Source organism: Collinsella sp. HCP28S3_B9 (assembly GCF_052066095.1).
GTDB lineage: Bacteria > Actinomycetota > Coriobacteriia > Coriobacteriales > Coriobacteriaceae > Collinsella.
Genome location: NZ_JBQHST010000011.1, coordinates 12126 through 34096, shown reverse-complemented (window position 1 = coordinate 34096; position 21971 = coordinate 12126). Strand labels below are relative to the sequence as shown.

Annotated in this window: 19 protein-coding genes and 1 tRNA gene; 8 read left to right on the top strand and 12 right to left on the bottom strand. The window is 61.3% G+C overall.

Annotated features, from left to right (window positions below; translation table 11 throughout):
• Nucleotides 1-155: 155 nt before the first annotated feature.
• A tRNA-Met gene (locus tag ACTNBB_RS04005) sits at nucleotides 156-232 on the bottom strand.
• A 197-nt stretch (nucleotides 233-429) separates the two neighbouring features.
• Between ACTNBB_RS04005 and ACTNBB_RS04000 the strand changes: the two genes are divergently transcribed.
• Nucleotides 430-1203: a type III pantothenate kinase gene (locus ACTNBB_RS04000; RefSeq protein ID WP_427718022.1), complete on the top strand. Its 774-nt coding sequence runs from the start codon at nucleotides 430-432 to the stop codon at nucleotides 1201-1203.
• A 109-nt stretch (nucleotides 1204-1312) separates the two neighbouring features.
• Here ACTNBB_RS04000 and ACTNBB_RS03995 read toward each other — a convergent pair whose 3' ends face one another.
• From ACTNBB_RS03995 to ACTNBB_RS03980, 4 genes are all read right to left on the bottom strand, one after another.
• On the bottom strand, nucleotides 1313-2509 hold the full coding sequence (locus ACTNBB_RS03995; RefSeq protein WP_441056412.1) for an ATP-binding protein: 1197 nt from the start codon (nucleotides 2507-2509) through the stop codon (nucleotides 1313-1315).
• 251 nt (nucleotides 2510-2760) lie between these two features.
• A complete protein-coding gene (locus tag ACTNBB_RS03990) occupies nucleotides 2761-3462 on the bottom strand; it encodes a hypothetical protein (protein WP_441056411.1) in 702 nt (233 codons plus the stop codon).
• Entirely contained in the window at nucleotides 3463-5220 is a 1758-nt protein-coding gene (folK, locus tag ACTNBB_RS03985; RefSeq protein ID WP_441056410.1) for a 2-amino-4-hydroxy-6-hydroxymethyldihydropteridine diphosphokinase, read from the bottom strand. It lies immediately after the preceding gene.
• A 94-nt stretch (nucleotides 5221-5314) separates the two neighbouring features.
• The gene (locus ACTNBB_RS03980; RefSeq protein ID WP_441056409.1) at nucleotides 5315-6067 is read right to left on the bottom strand and encodes an NAD-dependent protein deacylase; all 753 of its coding nucleotides are present in this window, start codon (nucleotides 6065-6067) and stop codon (nucleotides 5315-5317) included.
• 136 nt (nucleotides 6068-6203) lie between these two features.
• On the opposite strand from ACTNBB_RS03980, the gene ACTNBB_RS03975 reads away from it, so the two are divergent.
• Entirely contained in the window at nucleotides 6204-7022 is an 819-nt protein-coding gene (locus tag ACTNBB_RS03975) for an exodeoxyribonuclease III (RefSeq protein WP_441056408.1), read from the top strand.
• Nucleotides 7023-7557: 535 nt separating this feature from the next.
• Here the strand turns inward: ACTNBB_RS03975 and ACTNBB_RS03970 are convergent.
• From ACTNBB_RS03970 to ACTNBB_RS03960, 3 genes are read right to left on the bottom strand one after another with little or no spacing between them, the layout of a single operon-like run.
• On the bottom strand, nucleotides 7558-8271 hold the full coding sequence (locus ACTNBB_RS03970) for a DUF6580 family putative transport protein (protein ID WP_441056407.1): 714 nt from the start codon (nucleotides 8269-8271) through the stop codon (nucleotides 7558-7560).
• A 4-nt stretch (nucleotides 8272-8275) separates the two neighbouring features.
• A complete protein-coding gene (locus ACTNBB_RS03965; RefSeq protein WP_441056406.1) occupies nucleotides 8276-9919 on the bottom strand; it encodes an ABC transporter ATP-binding protein in 1644 nt (547 codons plus the stop codon).
• A complete protein-coding gene (locus tag ACTNBB_RS03960) occupies nucleotides 9919-10797 on the bottom strand; it encodes an energy-coupling factor transporter transmembrane component T (protein WP_441056436.1) in 879 nt (292 codons plus the stop codon). Before ACTNBB_RS03960 ends, ACTNBB_RS03965 begins: the two co-directional genes overlap by 1 nt.
• Before the next feature lie 205 nt (nucleotides 10798-11002).
• On the opposite strand from ACTNBB_RS03960, the gene glmU reads away from it, so the two are divergent.
• From glmU to gltA, 6 genes are all read left to right on the top strand, one after another.
• Nucleotides 11003-12415, top strand: a complete 1413-nt coding sequence (gene glmU, locus ACTNBB_RS03955; protein WP_441056405.1) for a bifunctional UDP-N-acetylglucosamine diphosphorylase/glucosamine-1-phosphate N-acetyltransferase GlmU — start codon at nucleotides 11003-11005, stop codon at nucleotides 12413-12415.
• 193 nt (nucleotides 12416-12608) lie between these two features.
• On the top strand, nucleotides 12609-13595 hold the full coding sequence (locus tag ACTNBB_RS03950; RefSeq protein ID WP_154516678.1) for a ribose-phosphate diphosphokinase: 987 nt from the start codon (nucleotides 12609-12611) through the stop codon (nucleotides 13593-13595).
• 456 nt (nucleotides 13596-14051) lie between these two features.
• Entirely contained in the window at nucleotides 14052-15179 is a 1128-nt protein-coding gene (locus tag ACTNBB_RS03945) for a hypothetical protein (RefSeq protein WP_441056404.1), read from the top strand.
• Nucleotides 15180-15527: 348 nt separating this feature from the next.
• On the top strand, nucleotides 15528-16157 hold the full coding sequence (gene pth / locus ACTNBB_RS03940; RefSeq protein ID WP_441056403.1) for an aminoacyl-tRNA hydrolase: 630 nt from the start codon (nucleotides 15528-15530) through the stop codon (nucleotides 16155-16157).
• Nucleotides 16158-16516: 359 nt separating this feature from the next.
• The gene (locus ACTNBB_RS03935) at nucleotides 16517-17356 is read left to right on the top strand and encodes a sulfide/dihydroorotate dehydrogenase-like FAD/NAD-binding protein (protein ID WP_006235793.1); all 840 of its coding nucleotides are present in this window, start codon (nucleotides 16517-16519) and stop codon (nucleotides 17354-17356) included.
• Nucleotides 17347-18756: an NADPH-dependent glutamate synthase gene (gltA, locus tag ACTNBB_RS03930; protein ID WP_427728860.1), complete on the top strand. Its 1410-nt coding sequence runs from the start codon at nucleotides 17347-17349 to the stop codon at nucleotides 18754-18756. The genes ACTNBB_RS03935 and gltA overlap by 10 nt, the downstream gene beginning before the upstream one ends.
• A 127-nt stretch (nucleotides 18757-18883) precedes the next feature.
• Here the strand turns inward: gltA and ACTNBB_RS03925 are convergent, their stop codons facing one another.
• The 4 genes from ACTNBB_RS03925 to ACTNBB_RS03910 form a co-directional block, all read right to left on the bottom strand.
• Nucleotides 18884-19507 (bottom strand): AAA family ATPase, encoded by a 624-nt coding sequence (locus ACTNBB_RS03925; protein ID WP_427717988.1) that lies wholly within the window; start codon nucleotides 19505-19507, stop codon nucleotides 18884-18886.
• 173 nt (nucleotides 19508-19680) lie between these two features.
• The gene (locus ACTNBB_RS03920; protein ID WP_055285379.1) at nucleotides 19681-20319 is read right to left on the bottom strand and encodes an amino acid ABC transporter permease; all 639 of its coding nucleotides are present in this window, start codon (nucleotides 20317-20319) and stop codon (nucleotides 19681-19683) included.
• 3 nt (nucleotides 20320-20322) lie between these two features.
• Complete coding sequence (locus tag ACTNBB_RS03915) at nucleotides 20323-21069, bottom strand: amino acid ABC transporter permease (protein WP_441033137.1); 747 nt, start codon at nucleotides 21067-21069, stop codon at nucleotides 20323-20325.
• Between the two features lie 25 nt (nucleotides 21070-21094).
• Nucleotides 21095-21970, bottom strand: a complete 876-nt coding sequence (locus ACTNBB_RS03910; protein ID WP_441056402.1) for a transporter substrate-binding domain-containing protein — start codon at nucleotides 21968-21970, stop codon at nucleotides 21095-21097.
• Nucleotide 21971 lies beyond the last annotated feature (1 nt).

Below are 21971 nucleotides of genomic sequence, written 5' to 3'. Positions count from 1 at the left end.
TATCGGTCGACAAGTCAAGCCGACCGGCCCGCGATTATCAATGGTTTATATGCTTCACAAAATAAATTGCCACAGGATTCACCCGCAATTCACCCGCAAAGAAAACCAATAAAGAAAAAGCTCGGAAGCAATTATGCTTCCGAGCTGCAAGTTCTTGGTCGCGGGGGCAGGATTTGAACCTACGACCTCCGGGTTATGAGCCCGGCGAGCTACCAGACTGCTCCACCCCGCAATGTCTGGGCGCCTCATATGCGCAAGAAAGAATATTACTCGGGAGTTCGGTGGACGGCAAGGAAACTCTCGTAGAGCATAATTCCTTCATATTTAAAACCTCTCAGCCCATATCACCGTAAACGAATCGCAGCCGAGCGCCGTCGACAGCACGTATACAATGGTGCGCGTCCTTTTATGCCGAAACCGGGAGTAGACATGCTGCTCGCTATCGATATGGGAAACACGCAGACGGCCATGGGCCTGTTTGACGGAGACGAGCTGGTGCAGTCGTGGCGCATGCCCACTGACCGCTCCTATACCGCAGATGAGATCCATGTGCGCCTGATGGGTTTTTTTAAGATGTACGGCCTTTCGCTCGACGCGGTCGACGCTATCGCCTTTGCGGGCGTGGTGCCGCAGCTCTCGCGCGAATGGCATGCCGTGGCCGACCGCATTGCCGCAGACGCCATCGTCATTGGGCCGCAGACGGCCGCCGTGACCAAGCTGCGCGCGGCGCGTCCCCAGGCCGTAGGTGCCGATCGCGTCGCCAACGCCGTTGCGGCTGAGACTTTCTACGGCGCACCGGCGATCGTGGTGGACTTTGGCACCGCAACCAATATCGACGTCATCGATGAGGACGGTTATTACATTGGCGGAGCGATCGCGCCGGGCATCCGCATCTCCATGGATGCACTTGCCGCCCGCGCCGCCAAGCTCGCCAGCGTGCCGCTCGAGGCGCCCGAGCACGCCATCGGCCGCGATACCGAGGAGTGCATCAAGGTCGGCGCCGTGGTGGGCACCGCCGCTATGGCCGAAGGCCTGGTCGCGCGCATGAAGCGCGAGCTGGGCCGCGAGGATGCCACCGTTATCGCCACGGGAGGCCTCGCCGGCATCGTCGCCGATTCGACCGATGCCTTCGACGTGGTCGATGGACAGCTCACCATTAAGGGTATCTGCGAAATCTACCGCCGCATGCAGGAGCTGGGATAGGGCAGGAGCTTAAGTCGAGCACGAGCGCGAGCGGCGAACTAGGCAACGCATCGAGCCTATTCCTCAAAAACGAAAATTTTTCAGTTTTGAGGAACAGGCTCGATGCACGCTACGCCTCGCCGCACAGCCACCTCGCCAGGTCCACGATCTGCACTCCGTCGCGATCCGTGGCCTCGTGATGCGTGCGGGCGAGAATCATCTTGGGATACGCATCGCCAATGCTCAGCAGTGGCGAAATCTCGCGTTCAAATGTCTTATCCGAGCTGATGTCGTCGCTCACCTGAATGTAGAGCTTCTCGCTTCGCTTGATTGCTACAAAGTCTATTTCCTTTTTATAGAGCACGCCGACGTATACCTCGTATCCGCGGCGCAGCAGCTCGATTGCCACTATGTTCTCGTATACGCGCCCCCAATCCATATCACGTGTACCGAGCAGCGCGTATTTGAACGCGTGGTCCGCCAGGTAATACTTCTCGCCGCTCTTAAGGTATTTCTTGCCGCGAATGTCGTATCGGCGAACTTTATAGAAGGCAAACGCATCGCACAGGTACCCCATGTACGCACCGACCGTCTTGTTCGTAATCTTTAGCCCATCCGCATTTAATGCATCGGTAATGTTGCGTGCCGACGTAATGTTGGAAACGTTGTCCATCATGTAATCGGCAATGCGCAGCAGCGCCGATTCGTTTCTCACGTTATGCCGTTGCACGATATCTCTCACAATGAGCGTCTTAAAGACGTTGGAGAGATATTGATAGCGCTGCTCCTGCAGTGGATAAGGGTAAGAGCCAGACATACCGCCGGTTCTCGCATACTCATCGAAGCCACGGTCGACCTCGCCCTCGTCGCCATAGAGACGATACTCCTCAAACGAGAATGGGAAAACCTCGATCTCGAACGTGCGCCCCGTAAAGAGCGTCGACAGATCGCTCGACAGCAAAAAGGCATTCGATCCGGTAATGAAGATGTCATAATGCTCGGATGCGTGAAGACTGTTGATCGCACGCTCAAAACCGTCGCACATCTGAACCTCATCGATAAGCAGAACGTTTTGTTTGCCGGGCACCCGATGATCTTTTACATAAGCGAGCAACGCGTGATACTCGAGCAGGTTCTCGAACTCATCGAGGTTGTAATTTATATGGATGACATTCGAATTAGGCAGATTTGCCTCCACGTAATCGCGGAGGGCCTCGAGCAATTTTGATTTACCGCTGCGGCGGATGCCCGTGATGACCTTGATATCCGGCACGCCAATAAGACTCGTCAACGTGTCCATATATGACGCTCTATTGATGAGTTTCATCGGGGCCTCCTCGCGGTCTTTTATCTCTATTCCTCAAAAACGAGAATTTTTCAGTTTTGAGGAATAGGCTCTATAGCGAATATACCTCGCGAAAGGCCGAGCTGCCTTAATCCTATTCCTCAAAAACGAAAATTTTTCAGTTTTGAGGAATAGGGCCGCGATGCCACCCTGTAGTCGCGCAAAGACCCTCCCCGGCAGAGGCCGAGGAGGGTCTTGTTGTCATCATTATCTTTGAGCGCGGACATCTCGCGTTACAGCCCGCGAATCCGTACGGCCTCGGGCGGAAACTCCTGCTCGCCGGCATCGGTCTTGATGGTCGCGCGACCCCAGATGTCCAGGCCCGCAAACACACCGACCGCAAGCGGCAAGCCGTTGGGCGACACCGCCGCAACCTGGCGGCCCAGCAGCGGCACCATGTCGAAGTACTCGCCCAGCACGGGAGCCAGCGGGCCGGCGGCGCCCTGCGGCGTGTTGGCGACAACCGCCCAGGCGTCCACGCGGGCCAGCACGGCGGTAGTCAGCGCTTCGACCAGCGCTTCGTCAGCCACGTCCACACCGAGCTCGCTCAGCGCCGAACGCTCAATATCCACCGTCACGGCACCGAACATACCCGCGGCACCGGCGCCACCGTTGACGGCGACGCGTGCAAACGACGTCTCAAACGCGGGCGCGCCGCACACGATATCGCTCGGCCACTGGATACCCACCTTGCCGGCAAGGCCCAGCCCCGGTGCTGCAGCCGTTCCCGCGAGCGCGTCCATCATGCCCATCGCCGCCACAAACGGCAGGCCATGGAAGGCGTGCATATTCACATCCGGGCGCACGACCAGCGAAAACGTCAACGACCCCTCGTCCACGCTCCACGCGCACCAGCCCGCGGACACGCCCTCGCGGCCCGCGTCACGTGCCGCGTCAAGCTCGGCACCAGCGGCTACAGCGTTCATCTCAATCATCTACATACGCCCCAATTCGCCCACGATATGGCCCACGCGATCCTCGGGCTCCTTGACCTCGACGCCGTTGTAGCGGAAGAACCGCGCCGGGTCGTGCATCAGGTCCTCGAGCGGCACCAGCACAAAGTCGCGTTCGCCAATGAGCGGATGCGGCAGGCGCAGCTTCTTGCCGCCGTGGATCTCGCCATCCATCCACAGCAGGTCCAGATCGATGGTGCGTGGGCCGTTGACCTTGGCCTTCTTGGATCGGTCGCGCCCCAGCTCGGCCTCGATCTTCATAAGCTCGTCGAGCAGCACCAGCGGCGCCAGCTCGGTCTTGATCTCGATGACAGCGTTGGCAAACGCGTCCTGGCGCGTCTCGTAGGCCGGCTCGCTCTCGTAGATGCGCGAGCAGTTGGACACACAGGTGAGCGGAATCTCGGCGATCATGTCGCGCGCGGCGCGGATGTTGTCGCAACGGTGCCCCAGGTTGGAGCCCACGGCCACAAACGCGCGACGCGGCTGCGGCTTGGCAACAGCCCAGTAGCCGTTCAGGAACTGCGCAAAGCCGGTGACATCGTGCACGCGCACGATGTTGGCGCCGGCCTGGATAGCGCCCAGGCACACGCCAAAGGTGGCGGCATCGCGCTCGGCGGCCTCGGTCACGCCCGAGACGGCGCCCACAAAGCGCTTGCGCGACACGGCGCACATGAGCGGATAGCCCAGCGACGCCATCTTGGCGGTCTCGCGCTGGATGACGATGTCTTCGTTGGCCGTCTTGCCAAAGCCCGGGCCGGGATCGATGCAGATGCGGTCGCGCGACACGCCGGCATGAATGAGCGTGCGGGCCTGGTCGGACAGGAAGCCCATGACGCGGCGCATGATGGGCGCCGAATCGGGCAGGGTGAAGCGGCGGAGCTGCGAGGTGGGCACGTAGGCCTCCTCTCGGCGAGCACTACGGCGCATCATGGCGGCCAGGTGGTCGCTGGGCTCTGATGTGGCCTCGGTGGGTGCGGGCGTGGCCTCGGGCGCGGGCGCGACGGTCTCGGCGGCAGCAGCCTGCTTGGCAGCCGGCGTCTCCTGCCCCGGCTCGGTTGCAGACTCGGGCGCGGGCTCCGGCTCGCCAAACGGCAGCGAGGGCTGCACCACGCCGCCCGGGAGCTTGCTCTCCACCTTAAGCTCGCCCAGCAACTTGCCGCGACGGCGGCGAGCCGGCTTCTCGGCCTCGCGCGCGGCCTCGGCAGCCGCCTCGCGCGCCTTCTCGGCAACAAACGCCGCGGCAGAGGTATCGAGCTGCACCGTCGCGTGCGTGCGCGCGGGCGCGGCGACCTCGCCGGCGTGCATCACGATGACGCCGCAGGTGCTCGTCTTAACAAACTCGACCATCTTGGGGTCGGTGAAGCCGGTCACGTCGTTGACGATCGAGGCACCGCAGCGCACGGCTGCCTTGGCAACCGCCACATGACGCGTGTCGATCGAGACGATGGCGCCCTCTTTGGCAAGCGCACGCACCACGGGCAGCACGCGACGCGCTTCCTCATCGGGATTGACCGGGGTAAAGCCGGGGCGCCACGTCGACGTGGACTCGCCGCCCACGTCGATGATGTCGGCGCCGGCATCGAGCATCGCCAGGCCGTACTCGATAGCGGCATCCTGGTCAAAGTGCTCACCGCCGTCGCTAAAAGAATCGGGCGTCACGTTGAGGACGCCCATGATGCGCGGACGGTCAAAGCTGAGCTCGTACTTTCCGCACCGCCATGTCTTGCTGTCGTTCGCCATGAACATCCTCCTAAAATGCCCGCGCCGCCACGCTCGGGCGCAGGCGGCGGGGTCGCTTTGCAATTAGTCTTTCTATTGTATCCGCGCGCGCGGGCTAGAACGCAAACGCGGCAGCGATGTCGCAAGAAATCAGCAGGTCGGCATTTGCATCCTGATCGGTGGGAGCAAGATTGCATATGGCCAGCGTATCGCCGGTAAAGTATCGCGTAAGGCCCGCCGCCGGATACACCACGAGCGAGGTCCCGCCCACAATGAGGGCATCGGCCGCGGCAATGGCGGCAACGGCGTCGGTCAGCACATGCTCGTCGAGCGGCTCCTCGTAGAGCACCACATCGGGCTTAATGCGCCCGCCGCACGCGGGGCACACGGGCACACCCGCGGCGTCCTCGTGCCCGCGGGCGCAAATCCACTCGGCGCTATAGACCGCGCCGCACGACTGGCAAATGTTGCGATGGACCGATCCGTGCAGCTCGAACACGCGCTGCGAGCCTGCCATCTGATGCAGACCGTCGATATTTTGCGTCACCACGGCATTTAGTTTGCCGGCACGCTCCAGCTCGGCCAGCTTGGTGTGGCAGCGGTTGGGCTTGGCGCCAAGTGAGATCATCTTGGTGCGGTAGAAGTCGAAGAACTCGGCCGGATGCGCCTCGTAAAAGCTATGAGAGAGCATGGTCTCGGGAGGGTAGGCAAACTGTTGGTGATATAGGCCGTCCACGCTGCGGAAATCGGGAATGCCACTCGCCGTGGAAACACCGGCGCCGCCAAAGAAGACCACACGCTTGTGAGTACCAAACAGCTCCGCCAGTGCGGCGGAGGCCCGCTTGGGATCCGATATCGCCTGCGTCATATGAGTCCTCCGTCCTTGTTGGTCGGGCAGCGTCGGGCGACATCCCAGCATGCGGCCTTTGAGTCAGCACGCGCGGAGCCCACCACCGCCCCTTTTGCGCTAATCTTAAGCCTGCAAACCCCGTCGAAAGGACACCATGCCTCAGACTTACACTTTCGCCTCGTGGAACGTCAACGGTCTGCGCGCCGTGCTCAAAAAGGACCCGAGCTTTATCCAGATCGCACAGGAGCTCAATGTCGATATCCTGGCGCTGCAAGAGACCAAGCTGCAGGAGGGCCAGGCCGATATCGACCTGCCCGGTTATCACCAAACCTGGAGCTACGCCGAACGTAAAGGCTATTCGGGTACTGCGGTCTTTAGCCGCCAGGAACCGCTGCGCGTGCTGCGCGCCGATGCGCTGCTGCCTTACGCCGGCGAGGGCGCGGCAGCCGAGCTCGTGGCGCAGGCCGCGACCGAGGGCCGCGTCTGCGCGCTCGAGTTCGACAAGTTTTGGTTTGTGGACGTCTATACGCCCAACGCCCAAAATGAGCTCGCGCGCATCGATGTGCGCATGGCCTGGGACGATGCCTATCGCGGCTTTTTGAGCGCACTTGAGCGCGAGACCGGCAAGCCCGTGGTGACCTGCGGCGACTTTAACGTGGCGCACGAGGAGATCGACCTTAAGAACCCCAAGTCTAACCGTGGCAACGCCGGCTTTTCGGACGAGGAGCGCGGCAAGTTTACCGAGCTGCTCACCGCCGGCTTCACCGATACCTGGCGCGCGGCAAACCCCGACGTCGAGGGCGTCTACAGCTGGTGGAGCTACCGTTTTAATGCACGCAAGAACAACGCCGGCTGGCGCATCGACTACTTCCTGGTAAGCAATTCAATCGCCGGCAACGTGCGCGACACCGGCATCCGCGGCGACATCTTTGGCAGCGACCACTGCCCCGTCACCCTCACCCTAGAGCTCTAGCCCCAGCCGACCCCTCGGGGACGAAGCAAAACGGATCGTTTTCACCTCGCGAGGGAATCCACGCGGCACACCCGCCACGAAACTGCCCCATCTACTACGTTTAAGCCACTACCCTCAACCACGGCGAACAACGCAAAAAGAAAACCGCAGGTAGAAAGCCTGCGGTTTTTCATAAAACGCGGTCATGGTCGAGGGTATCAAGCTAAACGTAGTAGATGGGCCAGTTTCGTGGCAAGCGCCGTCAACTGATTCCCTGGGGACGTCTGGGGGCGGAAGAAAACGGATCGATTTGGCTCTCTGAGGACCACGACGCCCATCATATCAGCCGGCCATTTTAAAACTATGCCGGTTTACGGGGCTGAATCGCAAATCCCCAACCAAACGCAATTCAAGCAAAATAAAACCGCAGGTAGACGGATCGTCTATTTTCGGAAAAAGCCGGTATGGTCTACCTGTGCCAATCTAGCCCCGTAAACCGGCATAGTATTAAAATGGCACTTCAACAGTATTGATTCTCGCCCCGGCGCAACCGCCACTACAGCCCGTATTTCACGACGACACGGTTAATGCGACGACACCAAGGTTTGTAGAGAGCGGCCAAGAACACGCAGGTCGCAAGGCCGTGTGTGATATCGAACGGTACCGCCGTGGCAAGACGCGCCACGGCGCCCGCCCACGTGAGCGGTTGCACAAAACCGATGATGTCGTAGGCGTTAATCACGGCGCCATAGAGCAGGCCCGACGCAAAGCCGTACGCCATCAGCGCCGGCATGCGCACGGTTCCATCGGCACGGTCGAACGCACCCGCATGCGCCAGCGCACCGCCAACGTATCCCACGAGCCCCCAGGCATACATCTGCCACGGCGTCCACATGCCCTGTCCAAAAAAGAAATTGCTGGTCAGTGCCGCCAGCGCGCCAACCATAAAACCATTGCAGCGACCAAGCGTCGCCCCCGCGATAATGGCGATGGCGCTCACGGGTTTAAAGTCGGGAATGGGGCCAAACAAGATACGCCCCGCCGCGGCCAACGCCGCCAGAACCAGCGTGGGCATAATCTGGCGCAGGCCCGGTCGCGACGCCTCGTAGCCCGCAAAGAACAGCGCGATCACCAGCGCCACCACGACAAGCATGGCAAGCGCCGCCTGCTCAACGCCTGCCAGCAACGCCGCGGCCATTACCGCTGGCACCGCCAGCAGCAGTGGGATCTCCAGTTTTGCGAGTATGCGCAGGACGCGATAATCCGCCATCCCATCACGCCCTATAAAACACATTGTCGGCAAAAAAGTCGGCGGGCGGCTCCATGCAGGCAATCTCACCGTCGAACATCATGGCAATGTCATCGGCAACCTGCTCGGCAAAATCCAGATCGTGCGTTGCCATGATGACAGTACCGCCGGCCTCCGCATGGTCGCGCAGGGCGCGGGCGATGATGCGACGGCTGGCCAGGTCCAGACCCTTGGTGGGCTCATCGAGCAATAGCAGCTCGGGGCCGATCAACAGCAGCTTTGCCAACGCAAGCAGCTGGCGCTGCCCGCCCGAAAGATCGTACGGATGGCGCCCATCCAAGCCGGACAATCCCAGACTCGTCGCGCGCTCTCGCGCCATAGCCTCGTCATATCCGCAGGTCGAAGCCCACTCCATCAGCTCCTCGCGCACCGTCTCGGCAACCAGCAGCGCCTTGGGATTCTGAGGCAGCAGTGCCGCCGAAGCCGCCCCGCGCTCCATATGCCCACGCTGCAACTTGACCGTCTTGGCCAGCACCGAAAGCATTGTCGACTTACCGCAGCCGTTACCGCCCACAACAGCATGCACCGCGCCTGCCGAAAACGACGCATCGAGCCCGCGCAGCACCCAGCCGGACGCTCGATCGTAGCGAAACCAGCCCCCTGCCAGGGTGGTAGCCGACCCAGCGTGCATTTTTGGGAGTATTCGGCATCCACCGGCGCACGACGGCGCCCCCGAGTCGTCTTGCGACAGGATTTGCGCCTCAAATTCAGCCGATTTGTCCGATTTCGGTCTTTTTTTTGCGCCCGGAGCGCCCACGCGCGGGTCCAAATAGCCCGGCCGGCCACTGGCGCTGCTGAAAACTCCGTTTTTTGCACGCCACGAGCCACCCCACCCTGGGACCTCGCCAGAAAACAGCTCTTCGCGATGCCCCAAGGAGGCGATGTCAGCGACCTCGCATACGCGCCCGCCCTCAATCCGATACGCGCACGTCGCGTATTCGAGCATCGGGCGCGGCTGGTGCGTTGCCACAACAACCGTGCAGCCCAGCTCGCGATTCACGCGAAACAGCGCATGCAGAAAATTTTTCTCGGCAACGGGATCCAGTTGGGACGTGGGCTCGTCGAGCAGCAGCACGCGAGGGCGCAACGCCAGCACGGCTGCCAGCGACAGCAGCTGCTTGCGTCCGCCCGAAAGCGTATCGGTATCGCGGTGGAGCCAATCCTCCACCCCAAGGAAATAACTGGTCTCGGCCACGCGACGACGCATCTCGTCGCGCGACATGCCTAAGTTTTCCAGGCCAAACGCCATCTCGTGCCACACGGTTTCGCACACAATCTGGTTCTCGGGGTCCTGAAACACATAGCCCACGCGCTCCGCGGACGCGCGAACGTCCATGTCGGCAACGCTTTCGCCCAGCATGCGCAGCTCGCCGGAGCATTCGCCCGCCGGCGAAATCTCGGGCTTGAGCAACGAGAGTAATGTCGACTTGCCCGACCCGGTACCGCCAACGAGCAGTGCAAACGCCCCTTGGGGAACAGACCAGTCGAGCCCGTCGAGCACCGGCGCCTCGGCCCCGGGGTAGGCAAAGCGCAGGCCCCGCACTTCAATCGCCGGCGCATCCAAGCCGCACGCCACGCCCGCCATTTTGCTCCCGTCCAACCGAGCCATCAGTCATACCTCTTCTCGTCAATCGCATGCACCACGCAGGGCAGCGCCATCCAGGTCGCGTATACAACATAGCCAGGCCACGGCGCCGGCACCGAAAGCTGCGGGTAAAACGAATACTGCATCGTCGCGGTCCACGCCACTGCCGCCGTGGCCACGCCAAACAGCGCAAGCCCAACCAGCGCGGCAACGTCGCCGCGCGCCAGTCGATACCGCGCGTACGTCGTGCGACGCGCCGCGGCGCCCCACCCACGGGAGCGCATGGCGTCCGCACGCTCCAGCGAATCTTCCATGCCCCAGCCCATCAACACGCTCGATGCCCGTAGGCGCGAACGCACGGGGTCGGCCTGCGCGCGGCCCGGCACATCAATCGCATCCTGCACCGCCAGCACCGTGCGACCGCGACGCAAAAACTGCGGGATAAGCCGCATACACATCGAGATCATGAGCGCGATCACCGGCGCGGTGTTACCCAAAAGCGCAAGCACCCTGTCGTAGCTAAGCATGGACGCCGCGGCCTCAAACCACAGCACGCTCGCCACAAACAGCCCGCCCATGCACAGGCCGTATACCATGCTCTCCAGATACACCGCACGCATGCCAATACGGAACAGTTCCGTCGAGCCCGAAGCGCTAAATAACGGGTTGAGCACCGCGATAATCAAAATCACCGGCAGCTGCCAGCGAAGCGCCCCCAACGTGCGTGCGACGCCGCGCGTCGCAAACCCATACGCCAGCCCGCCCGCAAGCGACAGCGCAAGCAGCACCGGTTGCATCGAGAACATGGTGAGCCCCAGCGTCAGCACCATGTAGAGCGCCGGCACCGCCGGATGCGACATCGAGAATGCCGCGACGGGCTCGTTGCCCGATTCCTCTCGCATGATATCCACGGACACCCCCATCCCCTCGCTCAAACGCCAACGCCGCAGTGCCGCTGCCATGCACAACCAGCGCAAACGTCACGCCGGCGGCACCGACATCGGCCGCCATGCACCAATCGTTACGCGCTCATCATATGCCTGCGGTATCATATTGCTCCGTGTATCGTTTCCAAACTCACGTGTCTATAACGTAACAGGAGATCACATGGACGCAACCGCAATTATCCTCGCCGCCGGCGAGGGCACCCGCATGAAGTCGAACCACTGCAAGGTTTCGCACAAGATCCTGGGCAAGCCCATGGTCCAGTGGATCGTCGACGCCACCATCAAGGCCGGCTGCAGCCGCGTCGTGGTCGTCATCGGCAGCCACGCCGACGAGATGCGCGCCCTTATCGACGGCGCCTACGCCAACAGCGCCACCAAGGTCGAGTGCGTCGAACAGACCGAGCGCCTGGGCACCGGCCATGCCGTAAAGGTCGCGCTCGAGGCATGCGGCATCATGCAAGGCCCCGTCGTCGTGCTCAACGGCGACCTGCCGCTCATCACCGCCGACACCGTCGCCAAGTTCGCAAAGACCGTCGCTACCGGCGAGCTCGCCTGCACCGTCATGACCATGACCCCGCCCGATCCCTTTGGCTACGGCCGCATCAAGCTGGGCGCCGACGGTCAGATCGAGCGCATCATCGAGCAGAAGGACTGCACGCCCGAGCAGGCCGCCACGCTGCTCGAGTGCAACGCCGGCTGCTACGCCTTCGACGGCGCGCAGCTCGCCGCCCACATCAGCGAGATCGGCAACGACAACGCGCAGTCCGAGTACTACCTGCCCGACATGCTCGAGATTCTCAAGGGCCACGGCCAGGCAGTCTCCATCTTCCACTGCGACGACTACCGCGACGGCCTGGGCGTCAACAGCCGCATCCAGCTCGCGCAACTCACCGCTATCGCGCGCGACCGCATCAACGAGCACTGGATGGCCGAGGGCGTTACCTTCATCGACCCCACGCAGGCCTGGATCGGCCCCGACGCCGTCATCGGCCGCGACACCGTCGTGTGGCCGCAGACGCACCTGATCGGCCGCGTCACCGTGGGCGAGGAGTGCCAGCTCGGCCCCAACAGCCGCCTCACCGACACCACCGTTGGCAGCGGCTGCACCATCGATGAGACCATCGCCATCGAGGCTGTCATCGAGAACGGCGTCGACTGCGGCCCGCGCGCCTACCTGCGCCCGGGCACCCACATGCTCGATGGCTCCAAGGCCGGCACACACGTGGAGATCAAGAAGTCCACGATCGGCGAGGGCTCCAAGGTGCCGCACCTGTCCTACATCGGCGACACCACCATGGGTTCCGGCGTCAACGTGGGCGCGGGCTCCATCACCTGCAACTACGACGGCGTGCACAAGCACAAGACCGTCATCGGCAAGGATGCCTTCATCGGTTCCGATACCATGATGGTCGCGCCTGCCCAGATCGGCGACGGCGCACTCGTGGCCGCCGGCTCCGTCATCACCGAGCCGGTCCCGGCTGACGCACTCGGCCTGGGCCGCGCCCGTCAGGTAAATATTGAGGGCTGGGCCGCCGATTATCGCCGCCGTCTGCACGAGGACGACGAGGTATAACGTTTTACCAAGCATCTAAGGAGCCGTTCCCATGGGGATGGCTCCTTTTTCTATGCTGACCTGCGCGACCGGATGAGTGGTCGGTTCGTGTCCGTTGACGGTAAAGACGTTATCAAGACCCGATAAACCCCGCCGCGCGGTTACAATGCAACAAGGCATCTATATGGCATTCGATATATAAAGGAGAAGGGTAATGCCGATTAATGATCCCGAGAAGTCGGAGAATATGCGCAAGTCCATCCGCGTGTATTCCGGTTCCTCCAACCGTCCCCTCGCTCAGAAGATCGCTGAGTACCTTGGGGTCGAGCTTTCGGGCCTTACGCTAAAGCAGTTCGCCAACGGTGAGATTTACGCCCGCTACGACGAGACCGTCCGCGGCGCCGACGTCTTCCTGATTCAGTCCGTGGCCGGCGGCAACGTCAACGACATGCTCATGGAGCTGCTCATCGCCACCGACGCTGCCAAGCGCGCATCCGCCCGCTCCATCACCGCCGTCATCACCCACTACGGCTATGCCCGCCAGGACCGCAAGGCCGGCCCGCGCGAGCCCATCACCGCCCGCCTCGTCGCCAACCTGCTCGAGCGCGCTGGCGTCAACCGCATCATCACCCTCGACCTGCATCAGGGCCAGATTCAGGGCTTCTTCGATATCCCGGTTAACCACCTGTCTGCACTGCCGCTGTTTGGCCAGTACTACAACGACATGCACTTCGATACCGACAACCTGGTTGTCGTCTCCCCCGACGTGGGCCGCGCCAAAGCTGCCAAGAAGCTCTCCGACATGCTCGGCTGCAGCCTCGCCATCGCCCACAAGGGCCGTCCGCGCCACAACGCCGCCGAGGTCATGGGCATCATCGGTGACATCAAGGGCAAGACCTGCATCATCAATGACGACATGATCGACACCGCTGGCACCCTGTGCGCCAACGTCAAGGAGCTCAAGGCCATGGGTGCCGGCGACATCTACGTGTGCGCCACCCACGGCATCTTCTCGGGCCCGGCCATCGAGCGCCTGAACGACGCCCCCATCGTCGAGTGCCTCGTCACCGATGCCATCCCCGTCGAGGTTGGCGGCAAGATCAAGACCATCTCGGTCGCCGAGGAGTTCGCCGAGGCCATCTCTGCCGTTTACCACGAGGAGCCCGTCTCCACGCTCGTCGGCGGCGACTTCGCGCTGTAATCCAGCGCGCATCGCATCATCTTTGGTGTTTTTGAAGGGTCGGAGGCTCGCTTCCGACCCTTTTTTCTGCCCCTCGATAACCCGTCTTGGACAGTTAGTTCAGATTTGTATTAATTTGGGCATTCGTTTGGGCCATTTAATGTATCGAAAGCTCTCTTGCCGGCATAATTCCACTCGATTCCTCCACCTATGGATCTCTTCACCATGCCATTGGCCCCATTTTGCCCACCGAGTCCTTCAACAACGGCAATACACCCCGGTCACCTTGTACAAATCTGAACTAACTGTCCAGCACCCATCTCAGTAGATGCCTCCAAGGCCAACCCATCACTCCATTCTCCACTTTTCCAAGGCATTCCGTATGATGTCGTTACCGCCCGCGGCGCGCGACGCCCCTTTGAGCGAAAAGAACGGCACGGCCATATCATTTCGCCAACGGCTTAGTACCTTATAGCTATGACAACCGTAATTTCACACCTCTCCGCCCTCCGCGCAATTCGCCGCGCTCGACGGGCGTACTCCGCCCTTCCCTGGGACGCCATCGATGACGAGCAACAGACACAAGCCCTCGTAGGTTGCGTTCCCAACAAGGACGCCATAGACTTTGCGGCCCTTGCAATACTTGACGCCTGGAGCGAAGACGACTCCGAGCGTCTAGACCTCTTTGTTGCGAGCGGCAGCAACAGACGACCCGACGGACGGCTCCTCCAGCACACCATCACCGCCCCTCTCCCCCAGGGCGCGATCATGCACATCGAAGCCGACATCTACGCAACGTCTCCCGCCATGACGGCCATGCTTTGTTCCAAAAATGAATCGGTTGCCAAAACCTTGATGCTTCTCATGGAACTGCTCGGAACCTACTCACTTCCGCCCGAAGCAACTTACCCCATCGCCTACGACGACACGTGGCCCGAGGCCAACAGCTTCGATGCGATGGACGATCTCGATTGCCAGGGCGATCAACCGACACCCGAAAAGCAATCCGAAACCCGCTACGAACAGGCACACTACAAATGCGAGCCCGCCACAACCATCGAAGAGCTCGAGGCAGTCGCACGGTTTGCCAAAAGTAGTTCCTACGCCTCGTTTCGCACAGCTATCAAACTCGCCCGGGCCGGATCCGCATCCCCAGCGGAATCATTGATGTTCGCCGTCCTGGGCGCACCCATGCGCTTTGGCGGATTCGGGTGTTGCAGCCTGCCCATGGGAGGCCTGCTGCTCAACTATCGAGTCGATTTCGACACCCTTGCGGTCAACATGTCCTCGGGCATCCCCTACGCCATCTGCGACTTATATTGCCCAGCCGCCGGAGTCGACAACGAATACAACGGAATTGGACATGAGCTTCAAAACGCTCGCATCCACGATGGCAATCGCAACAATGGCCTTAAGGCCATGGGTATCCACGTCCTGGTTATCAATCGTGACCAAATGAAGGACCTTGTTGCACTCGAAGCCTTCGCCCAGACGATGCATCGACTTGCGGGAGTTCGATTCCGCTACCGCATCAAGGGTTATCGCAAGCGTCAGGCCGCCTGGCTCAACACCCTGCGGGCCGGAATCGGCCTCGCGCCGGTCTAAAAGACTTTTACCCAGTGTTACCGAGCATGGCTGGACAGTTAGTTCAGATTTGTATAAACAGACGGCTCATTTCGAGGTGGTTTGCCGCCATCCCGGCGCCAATCACCTCATTTGAAGACTCAAAAGATCTGAAATAGCACAAATTGTGCTCCCCAAAGCGCCGTGACAGTTCCGTGGCCCCGATTTTGGCAGTCAAAGATCTCTTGGTTTATACAAATCTGAACTAACTGTCCATCCCGGCTTCTGACGACTGTCCAAACGCCCTCATGCGGCCTCAATCACCCTCCATTTGACAGCAGCAACGGGGTCGCTCACCATAGCAGGCGACAAATCGATGAAAGGAAGCACATGGCAGCTGCACAGCCGCTTAAGATTCGCATGGTTGCCGGACTTGGCAACCCTGGCGATGAGTATGCCGAGACCCGCCACAACGCAGGCTTCAAGGCGATCGACGAGCTGGCGCGTCAGGCCGGCGTCACGTACTGGAAAAACCAGGCCGGCGCCGAGGTCGCGCTCATCAACATCAACGATCCAGAGGAAGAGGGCGGCAAGCGCCAGATTGTGCTGGTCAAGCCGCAGTCGTACATGAACACCTCGGGCGGCCCCATCTCCAAGCTTTGCCGCGAGTACGAAATCAAGGCCGAGGAGCTGCTCGTAATCCACGATGAGCTCGACATTCCCGCCGGCGACGTGCGCGTCAAGGTGGGCGGCGGCCACGCCGGCCACAACGGCCTGCGCTCCATCATCGACAAGATGGGCAGCCGCGACTTTAGCCGCATCCGCACCGGCATCGGCAACCCTCCCGGCAAGATGGCTGTCGCCGACTACGTGCTCAAGCAGCTGCGCGCCCGCGAGGCCGAGGACTTCCAGGACACCTGTGCCCGCGCCGCCGACGCCGCCGGCCTGGCGATTGTGCACGGCGTAATCTATGCCCGCGACCACGTCAACGGCTCCGCCTCTGCCAACGGCAAGCACTAAAACCTACCAAAAAGGGATGTTTATTTTGGCAGGTTTTATATGCGAAAACGCCGCAGCGGCCGCATCGCAATAAACCCTGTGCCGCCATACATACCCAACACCCCAAAAGGGGCCGGCCTCACCGATATGCAAGGCCGGCCCCTTTTTTCGTTTTATCTGATAAAACCCGCCAAAATAAACCTGCCTCTTTGTGCTAGATCACTTTCCCCGCCTGCCAAAGATACACGTAAGCAACATGTCCATGAGGGTATAATTTACACCGTATGTCTGCACAACGCCTGTGCGCGTACGGTTTTATTCGGGCTGCCGTCCATTTCCGTGGAGGCACGGTTCGGTTGCCCTAACAAGAGAGGGGTTCTATGTATAAGATCCTGGAGAAGACGCAGTTCTCGGAGAAGGTGTTCAAGTTCCGCATCGAGGCGCCTGCAATCGCCAAGCATGCGCACGCTGGACAGTTCCTCATGGTTCGCGCCAACGAGACGGGCGAGCGTGTCCCGTTTACCCTGGCCGGCTGGAACGGTGACGAGGGCTGGGTCGAGTTCATCTTCATGGTGATCGGCAAGACCACCGAGATGCTTTCCACCTACGAGGCCGGCGAGTCGCTGCGCGACGTCGTGGGCCCGCTGGGCGTTCCCACCGAGATGGCCGAGGGCCCCTGCGCCGTCATTGGCGGCGGCGTCGGCCTGGCAATTGCCTTCCCGGTCGCCAAGCACCTGGTCGAGACCGGTCACGAGGTGCACGCCATCATGGGCGCTCGCACCAAGGACCTCCTGCTCATGGAGGACCAGTTCCGCGAGCTCCTCGACGAGGACCACATCCACATCACCACCGACGACGGTTCCTACGGCGAGCAGGGCGTTGTCACCGCTCCGCTGGAGCGCCTGCTGCAGGACAAGGCCGTGAGCCAGGTCTTCTGCGTCGGCCCCGTTCCGATGATGAAGTTCTCGACCCTCACCGCCCAGAAGTACGACACCCCCATCACCGCGTCGCTCAACCCCATCATGGTTGACGGCACCGGTATGTGCGGCTGCTGCCGCGTCGAGGTGGGCGGCGTGACCAAGTTTGCTTGCGTCGACGGCCCCGACTTCGATGCCACCCTGGTCGACTGGGATGACCTTCGTGCCCGCCAGGCCGCTTATCGTTCCGAAGAGGGCGAGTCCCTCAAGGCCTATGAGGAAAAGAGCTGCGCATGCCACTAGTTAACGGTCGTTTCGTTGCCGATATGAAGTCGCCCCGCACCCCCGATAACGAGGAGCCGGCCGCCGAGCGCGCCTGCGACTTCCGCCCCGTCGACAAGGGCTTCACCGAGGAGATGGCGCTGGCCGAGGCCGAGCGCTGCCTCAACTGCAAGAAGCCGTTCTGTGTTGAGGGCTGCCCCGTCAACATCAACATCCCCCGCTTTATCGAGCAGATCCGCGAGAAGGACTTTGGCGGCGCCCTCGATACCATCCGCGAGGACTCCATGCTTCCCGCCATCTGCGGTCGCGTCTGCCCGCAGGAGAACCAGTGCGAGGGCAAGTGCATCCGTGGTAAGAAGTCCGAGCCCGTGGCCATCGGCCAGCTCGAGCGCTTCCTGGGTGACCGCCCCGAGCTCGCCTCCACGCCCAAGATGGCTCCCAAGAACGGCAAGAAGGTCGCCGTCGTCGGCTCCGGCCCGTCCGGCATCACCTGCGCCGGCGAGCTCGCCCGCAACGGCTTTGACGTTACCGTCTTTGAGGCCTTCTTCACCGGCGGCGGTGTGCTGGTCTACGGCATCCCCGAGTTCCGTCTGCCCAAGGCGGTCGTCAAGCGCGAGATTGACGGTCTGGAGGACATGGGCGTCAAGTTTGAGTACAACTCCGTCGTGGGCAACATGGCCACGGCCGATGAGCTGTTCGAGCAGGGCTTCGACGCCATCTACGTGGCGACCGGCGCTGGCCTGCCCAAGTTCCTCAACGTCCCCGGCGAGAACCTGCCCAACGTCTTCTTCGCTAACGAGTACCTCACCCGCGTGAACCTGATGAAGGCCAACAAGTTCCCCGAGTACGACACCCCCACCAAGCACGGCAAGAACGTCGTCGTCTTTGGCGGCGGCAACGTGGCTATGGACGCCGTCCGTACCGCCAAGCGCCTGGGCGCCGAGCACGCCATCATCGCCTACCGTCGTACCGAGGACGAGATGCCCTGCCGCCGCGCCGAGCTGCACCATGCCAAGGCCGAAGGCGTCGAGGTTCTGCCGCTCGTCTCCCCGCTCGAGTTTGTCGCTGGCGAGGACGGCTCCGTGTGCGCCGTCAAGGTCCAGAAGATGGAGCTCGGCGAGCCTGACGAGTCCGGCCGTCGTCGCCCGGTGCCCATCGAGGGCGCCATCGAGGAGATTCCCTGCGACGTCGCGATCTCGGCTATCGGCACCAACGCCAACCCCTTCGCTGCCAAGATCGGCGGCAAGATGGAGCTCAACAAGTGGGGCTACATCGTTGCCGATGAGGAGACCGGCCAGACCACCGATCCCCGCATCTGGGCCGGCGGCGACATCGTCACCGGTGCCGCTACGGTCATTCTGGCGATGGGCGCCGGCAAGAAGGCCGCCGCTTCCATCACCAAGAGCCTGCTGGGTGAGTAATCACCTACAGCGCTAGCTACCAAACGGCAAAGTCCCCGTCGGGCACACGCCCGGCGGGGACTTTTTCTATGCCGGCCGCCCGACCATCACAAAGGTGCCCGTCCCCTTTGTGATGGCTTTTGATCGGCTAGCCTTCGAGCTGCGCCACCTTGTAGCGGTAGGCAGCGGCTATGACGTCTTTGCAGCCCTCGCGGCCCAGCTTGGCGCGGTTGACGACGATATCCTTGCCGCTCGTCATCTTCCACTTTCCGGCGCTGTAGCGCTTATAGAACGCCTCGCGTGCCTTCTGCTGCTGCTTGACCAGCTTGGCGCCCTTCTTTTTGTTGAGCCCACGCTTCTTGCGCACGATCTCGACGCGGTCCTCAAAGGGTGCGGTCACCAACACGGCAATGTGATTAGGGTTGTTACGCAGCAGGTAATCGGACAGGCGACCCTCGATAATGCAGCTCTCGGTCTCACCCAGATCCAAAATCACCTGGCTCATCTTTTGGAACAACTTGTCCGAGTACGAACGCGCATCGTAGCGGTCGGGCAGAAACGCCATGTTCTCCACGGCCAGACGCTCGTCATAGGCGGCCATCTTATCGAGCGACTCACCCGCGCGCATCGACGCACGCACCAGCAGCTCGTTGTCGTACAGCGGAATTCCCAACTCGTTGGCAAGCATGCGGCCAATCTCGTGGCCCTCGGCGCCAAAGTCGCGCGCGATGGTAATGACCACAGGATTCTTCTTGTTCTCCAGATCGCTCATCGCGATTCCTTTCTCTATGTGACAAAGGGACAGTCCCTTTGTCACATTCATTTTGCCCCCACCTTCGTCCTGGTTTCCCAAGTGCGGCAGATTGCCCCGAAAGAGGAGCGCCGCGTACTAAATGTACGCAAGCGACGATTGAGGGGCAAGGTGCCGTGCTTGGGGAAGCAGGACTATGCGGCCACGATGCGGCGCTGATATGCCCTCACCAGCAGCGAGATACCAAAGTTGAGCACAAAGTACATCGCAAACACCAGGCCGTAGAGCATAAGCACCTGCGACAGGTCGATCGCGTGGGCCATCACGACGTTTGCCGTGTACATGAGCTCGGCCACGTTAATGCCCGAAAGATACGAACTGTCCTTGATGACGGTCGTGCACTGGCTAAACAGCGCCGGAATGATCGTCTTAAACGTCTGCGGCAGAATGATATAGCGCATGGTGGCAAAGAAGCCAAAGCCCTGGCTCTGCGCCGCCTCAAACTGGCCGCGTGGAATCGAGTTGAGGCCGCCACGCACAATCTCGGCCATAACAGCGCTGGTAAACAGCGTAAAGGCGATGGTCGAAATCACAATGTCCAAACCCTGCACCGTAAAGTAGATAAACAGGATCCACAGCAAGTTTGGCGTGCAACGGAACAGCTCGATATAGGCGCTCACCAAAATACGGAATGGACGGGGCGCGTAGCTTTTAACGAGCGCCAGCACCGTGCCAAAGATGAGCGAGAAAAAGATCGACAGCGCCGAGATCTCGATCGTCTTAACAAAGCCGCCCCAAATGTAGAGCAGGTTGGTCGCGTTGAAGATTTCCATGCGCTAGGCCTCCTCTACGTTGTCGAGCCCCAGCTCGGCCAGGCTCATGCCGCGCGGGCGCTCCTTGGAGCGGCGCTCGAGCCACTGCACCAGCATGGCGAGCGGAAAGCAGATGATGAAATACATAAGGCAGCAGACGATGTATCCCTGCAGGTAACCGTACAGACTCACAAAGTTGTCGGAACGGTACATAAGGTCGCCGCCGGCCACAAGCGCCAGCACCGACGTGTTTTTGACCAGGTTGAGTGCCTGGTTACACAGCGGCGGCAGAATGATCTTGAACGTCTGGGGCAGCACGATGTAGCAGTATGCCTGCGCACGGGTGAAGCCCTGGCTCTGGGCCGCCTCCATCTGGCCACGCGGAACGGCCTCGATACCGGTACGGATGACCTCCGAAATGTAGGCAGCGTGATACAGGCCCACACCCAAGAAGCCCAGTACAAACGGCGCGATACGCACCGGCTGGTCGGCACCGGTTATGGCCTGCAAAAACTGCGGACCGGCCATGTACATAAAGAGCACCTGCACGGGCAGCGGGGTGTTCTGGTAAAACTCCACGTACACGCGGCTTATGGCGCGCAGAACGCGAGAACGAGTGGTAGAGAACACGCCCAGCAGCGTGCCCAACACCAGCGACAGCAGCAGGCCGGCAACGACCACCTGCATCGTCACGCCAAAGCCCTCCCAGAAGGGCCCCATGTTTTGGAATGTCGTCGACCAGCGGTCGGCGTCAAACAATCCTTCGAGCATTTGATTCCTTCCTTGGACGATGCGCCTATACAAGACCCCAGGTCTTAACCTCTTGGTCGAGCCAGCCGTCGGCCAGGCGATCGCATATCACCTGATCGACCACGGCCGAAAGATCGCAGCCCTTCTTGGTCGCCACGCCGTAGCCCTGCTCGCCAAACTTGACCTCGGGTTGCAGCAGCTCAACGGTCTCGTTCATGTAACCGGCCAGCGTGGAGCGGTCCATGGCAAAGACGTCGATGTTGCCGGCATCGAGCGAACTCTTGATGATGGGGTAGCCGCTAAAGGCCCTAAACTCGGGATCGCAGCTAAAGCCGTTGTCCTTGATCATCTGCTCGATCAGGCCCTGCGTGGTTGCACCCTGGCTCACGCCAATGACTTTGCCGTCCAGGTCCTCAATCGAGGTAAAGCCCGAACGTTTCTTGACCATGAGTCCCACGTAGTCGGTGCGGTACGGCGTCGAGAAATCCCAGCTCTTCTTGCGCTCGTCGGTGATGGTGTAGGTCGCCGCGACCACGTCGAGCTGGCCGTTATCGATCAGCGGGCCGCGCGTCTTGGGCGTTACGTCAGTAAACTCGACAAGCTCCTGGGCACGGGCCTCCTTGTAGCTCACGCCAAAGACGGCAGCGGCGATCTGGTAGCACAAATCGACCTCCATGCCCTCAAAGCGGCCCTTGGCGGTGTCGTAATAGCCGTAGCCGGGAACGTCCTTCTTAACGCCGGCATTCAGATGGCCACGCGACTTGATGGCCGCAAGCTTAGACCCCTTGTCGGAGTCCTCGCCGCCGGTGGAGTTGCCGCAACCGGTAAGCGCGGTCCCCGTCAGCGCGAGCATACCGGCGCCCGCCAGCTGCAAAAAGTGGCGGCGCGACACGGCCGCCCTCGTCATATCCGTCATGTCCATC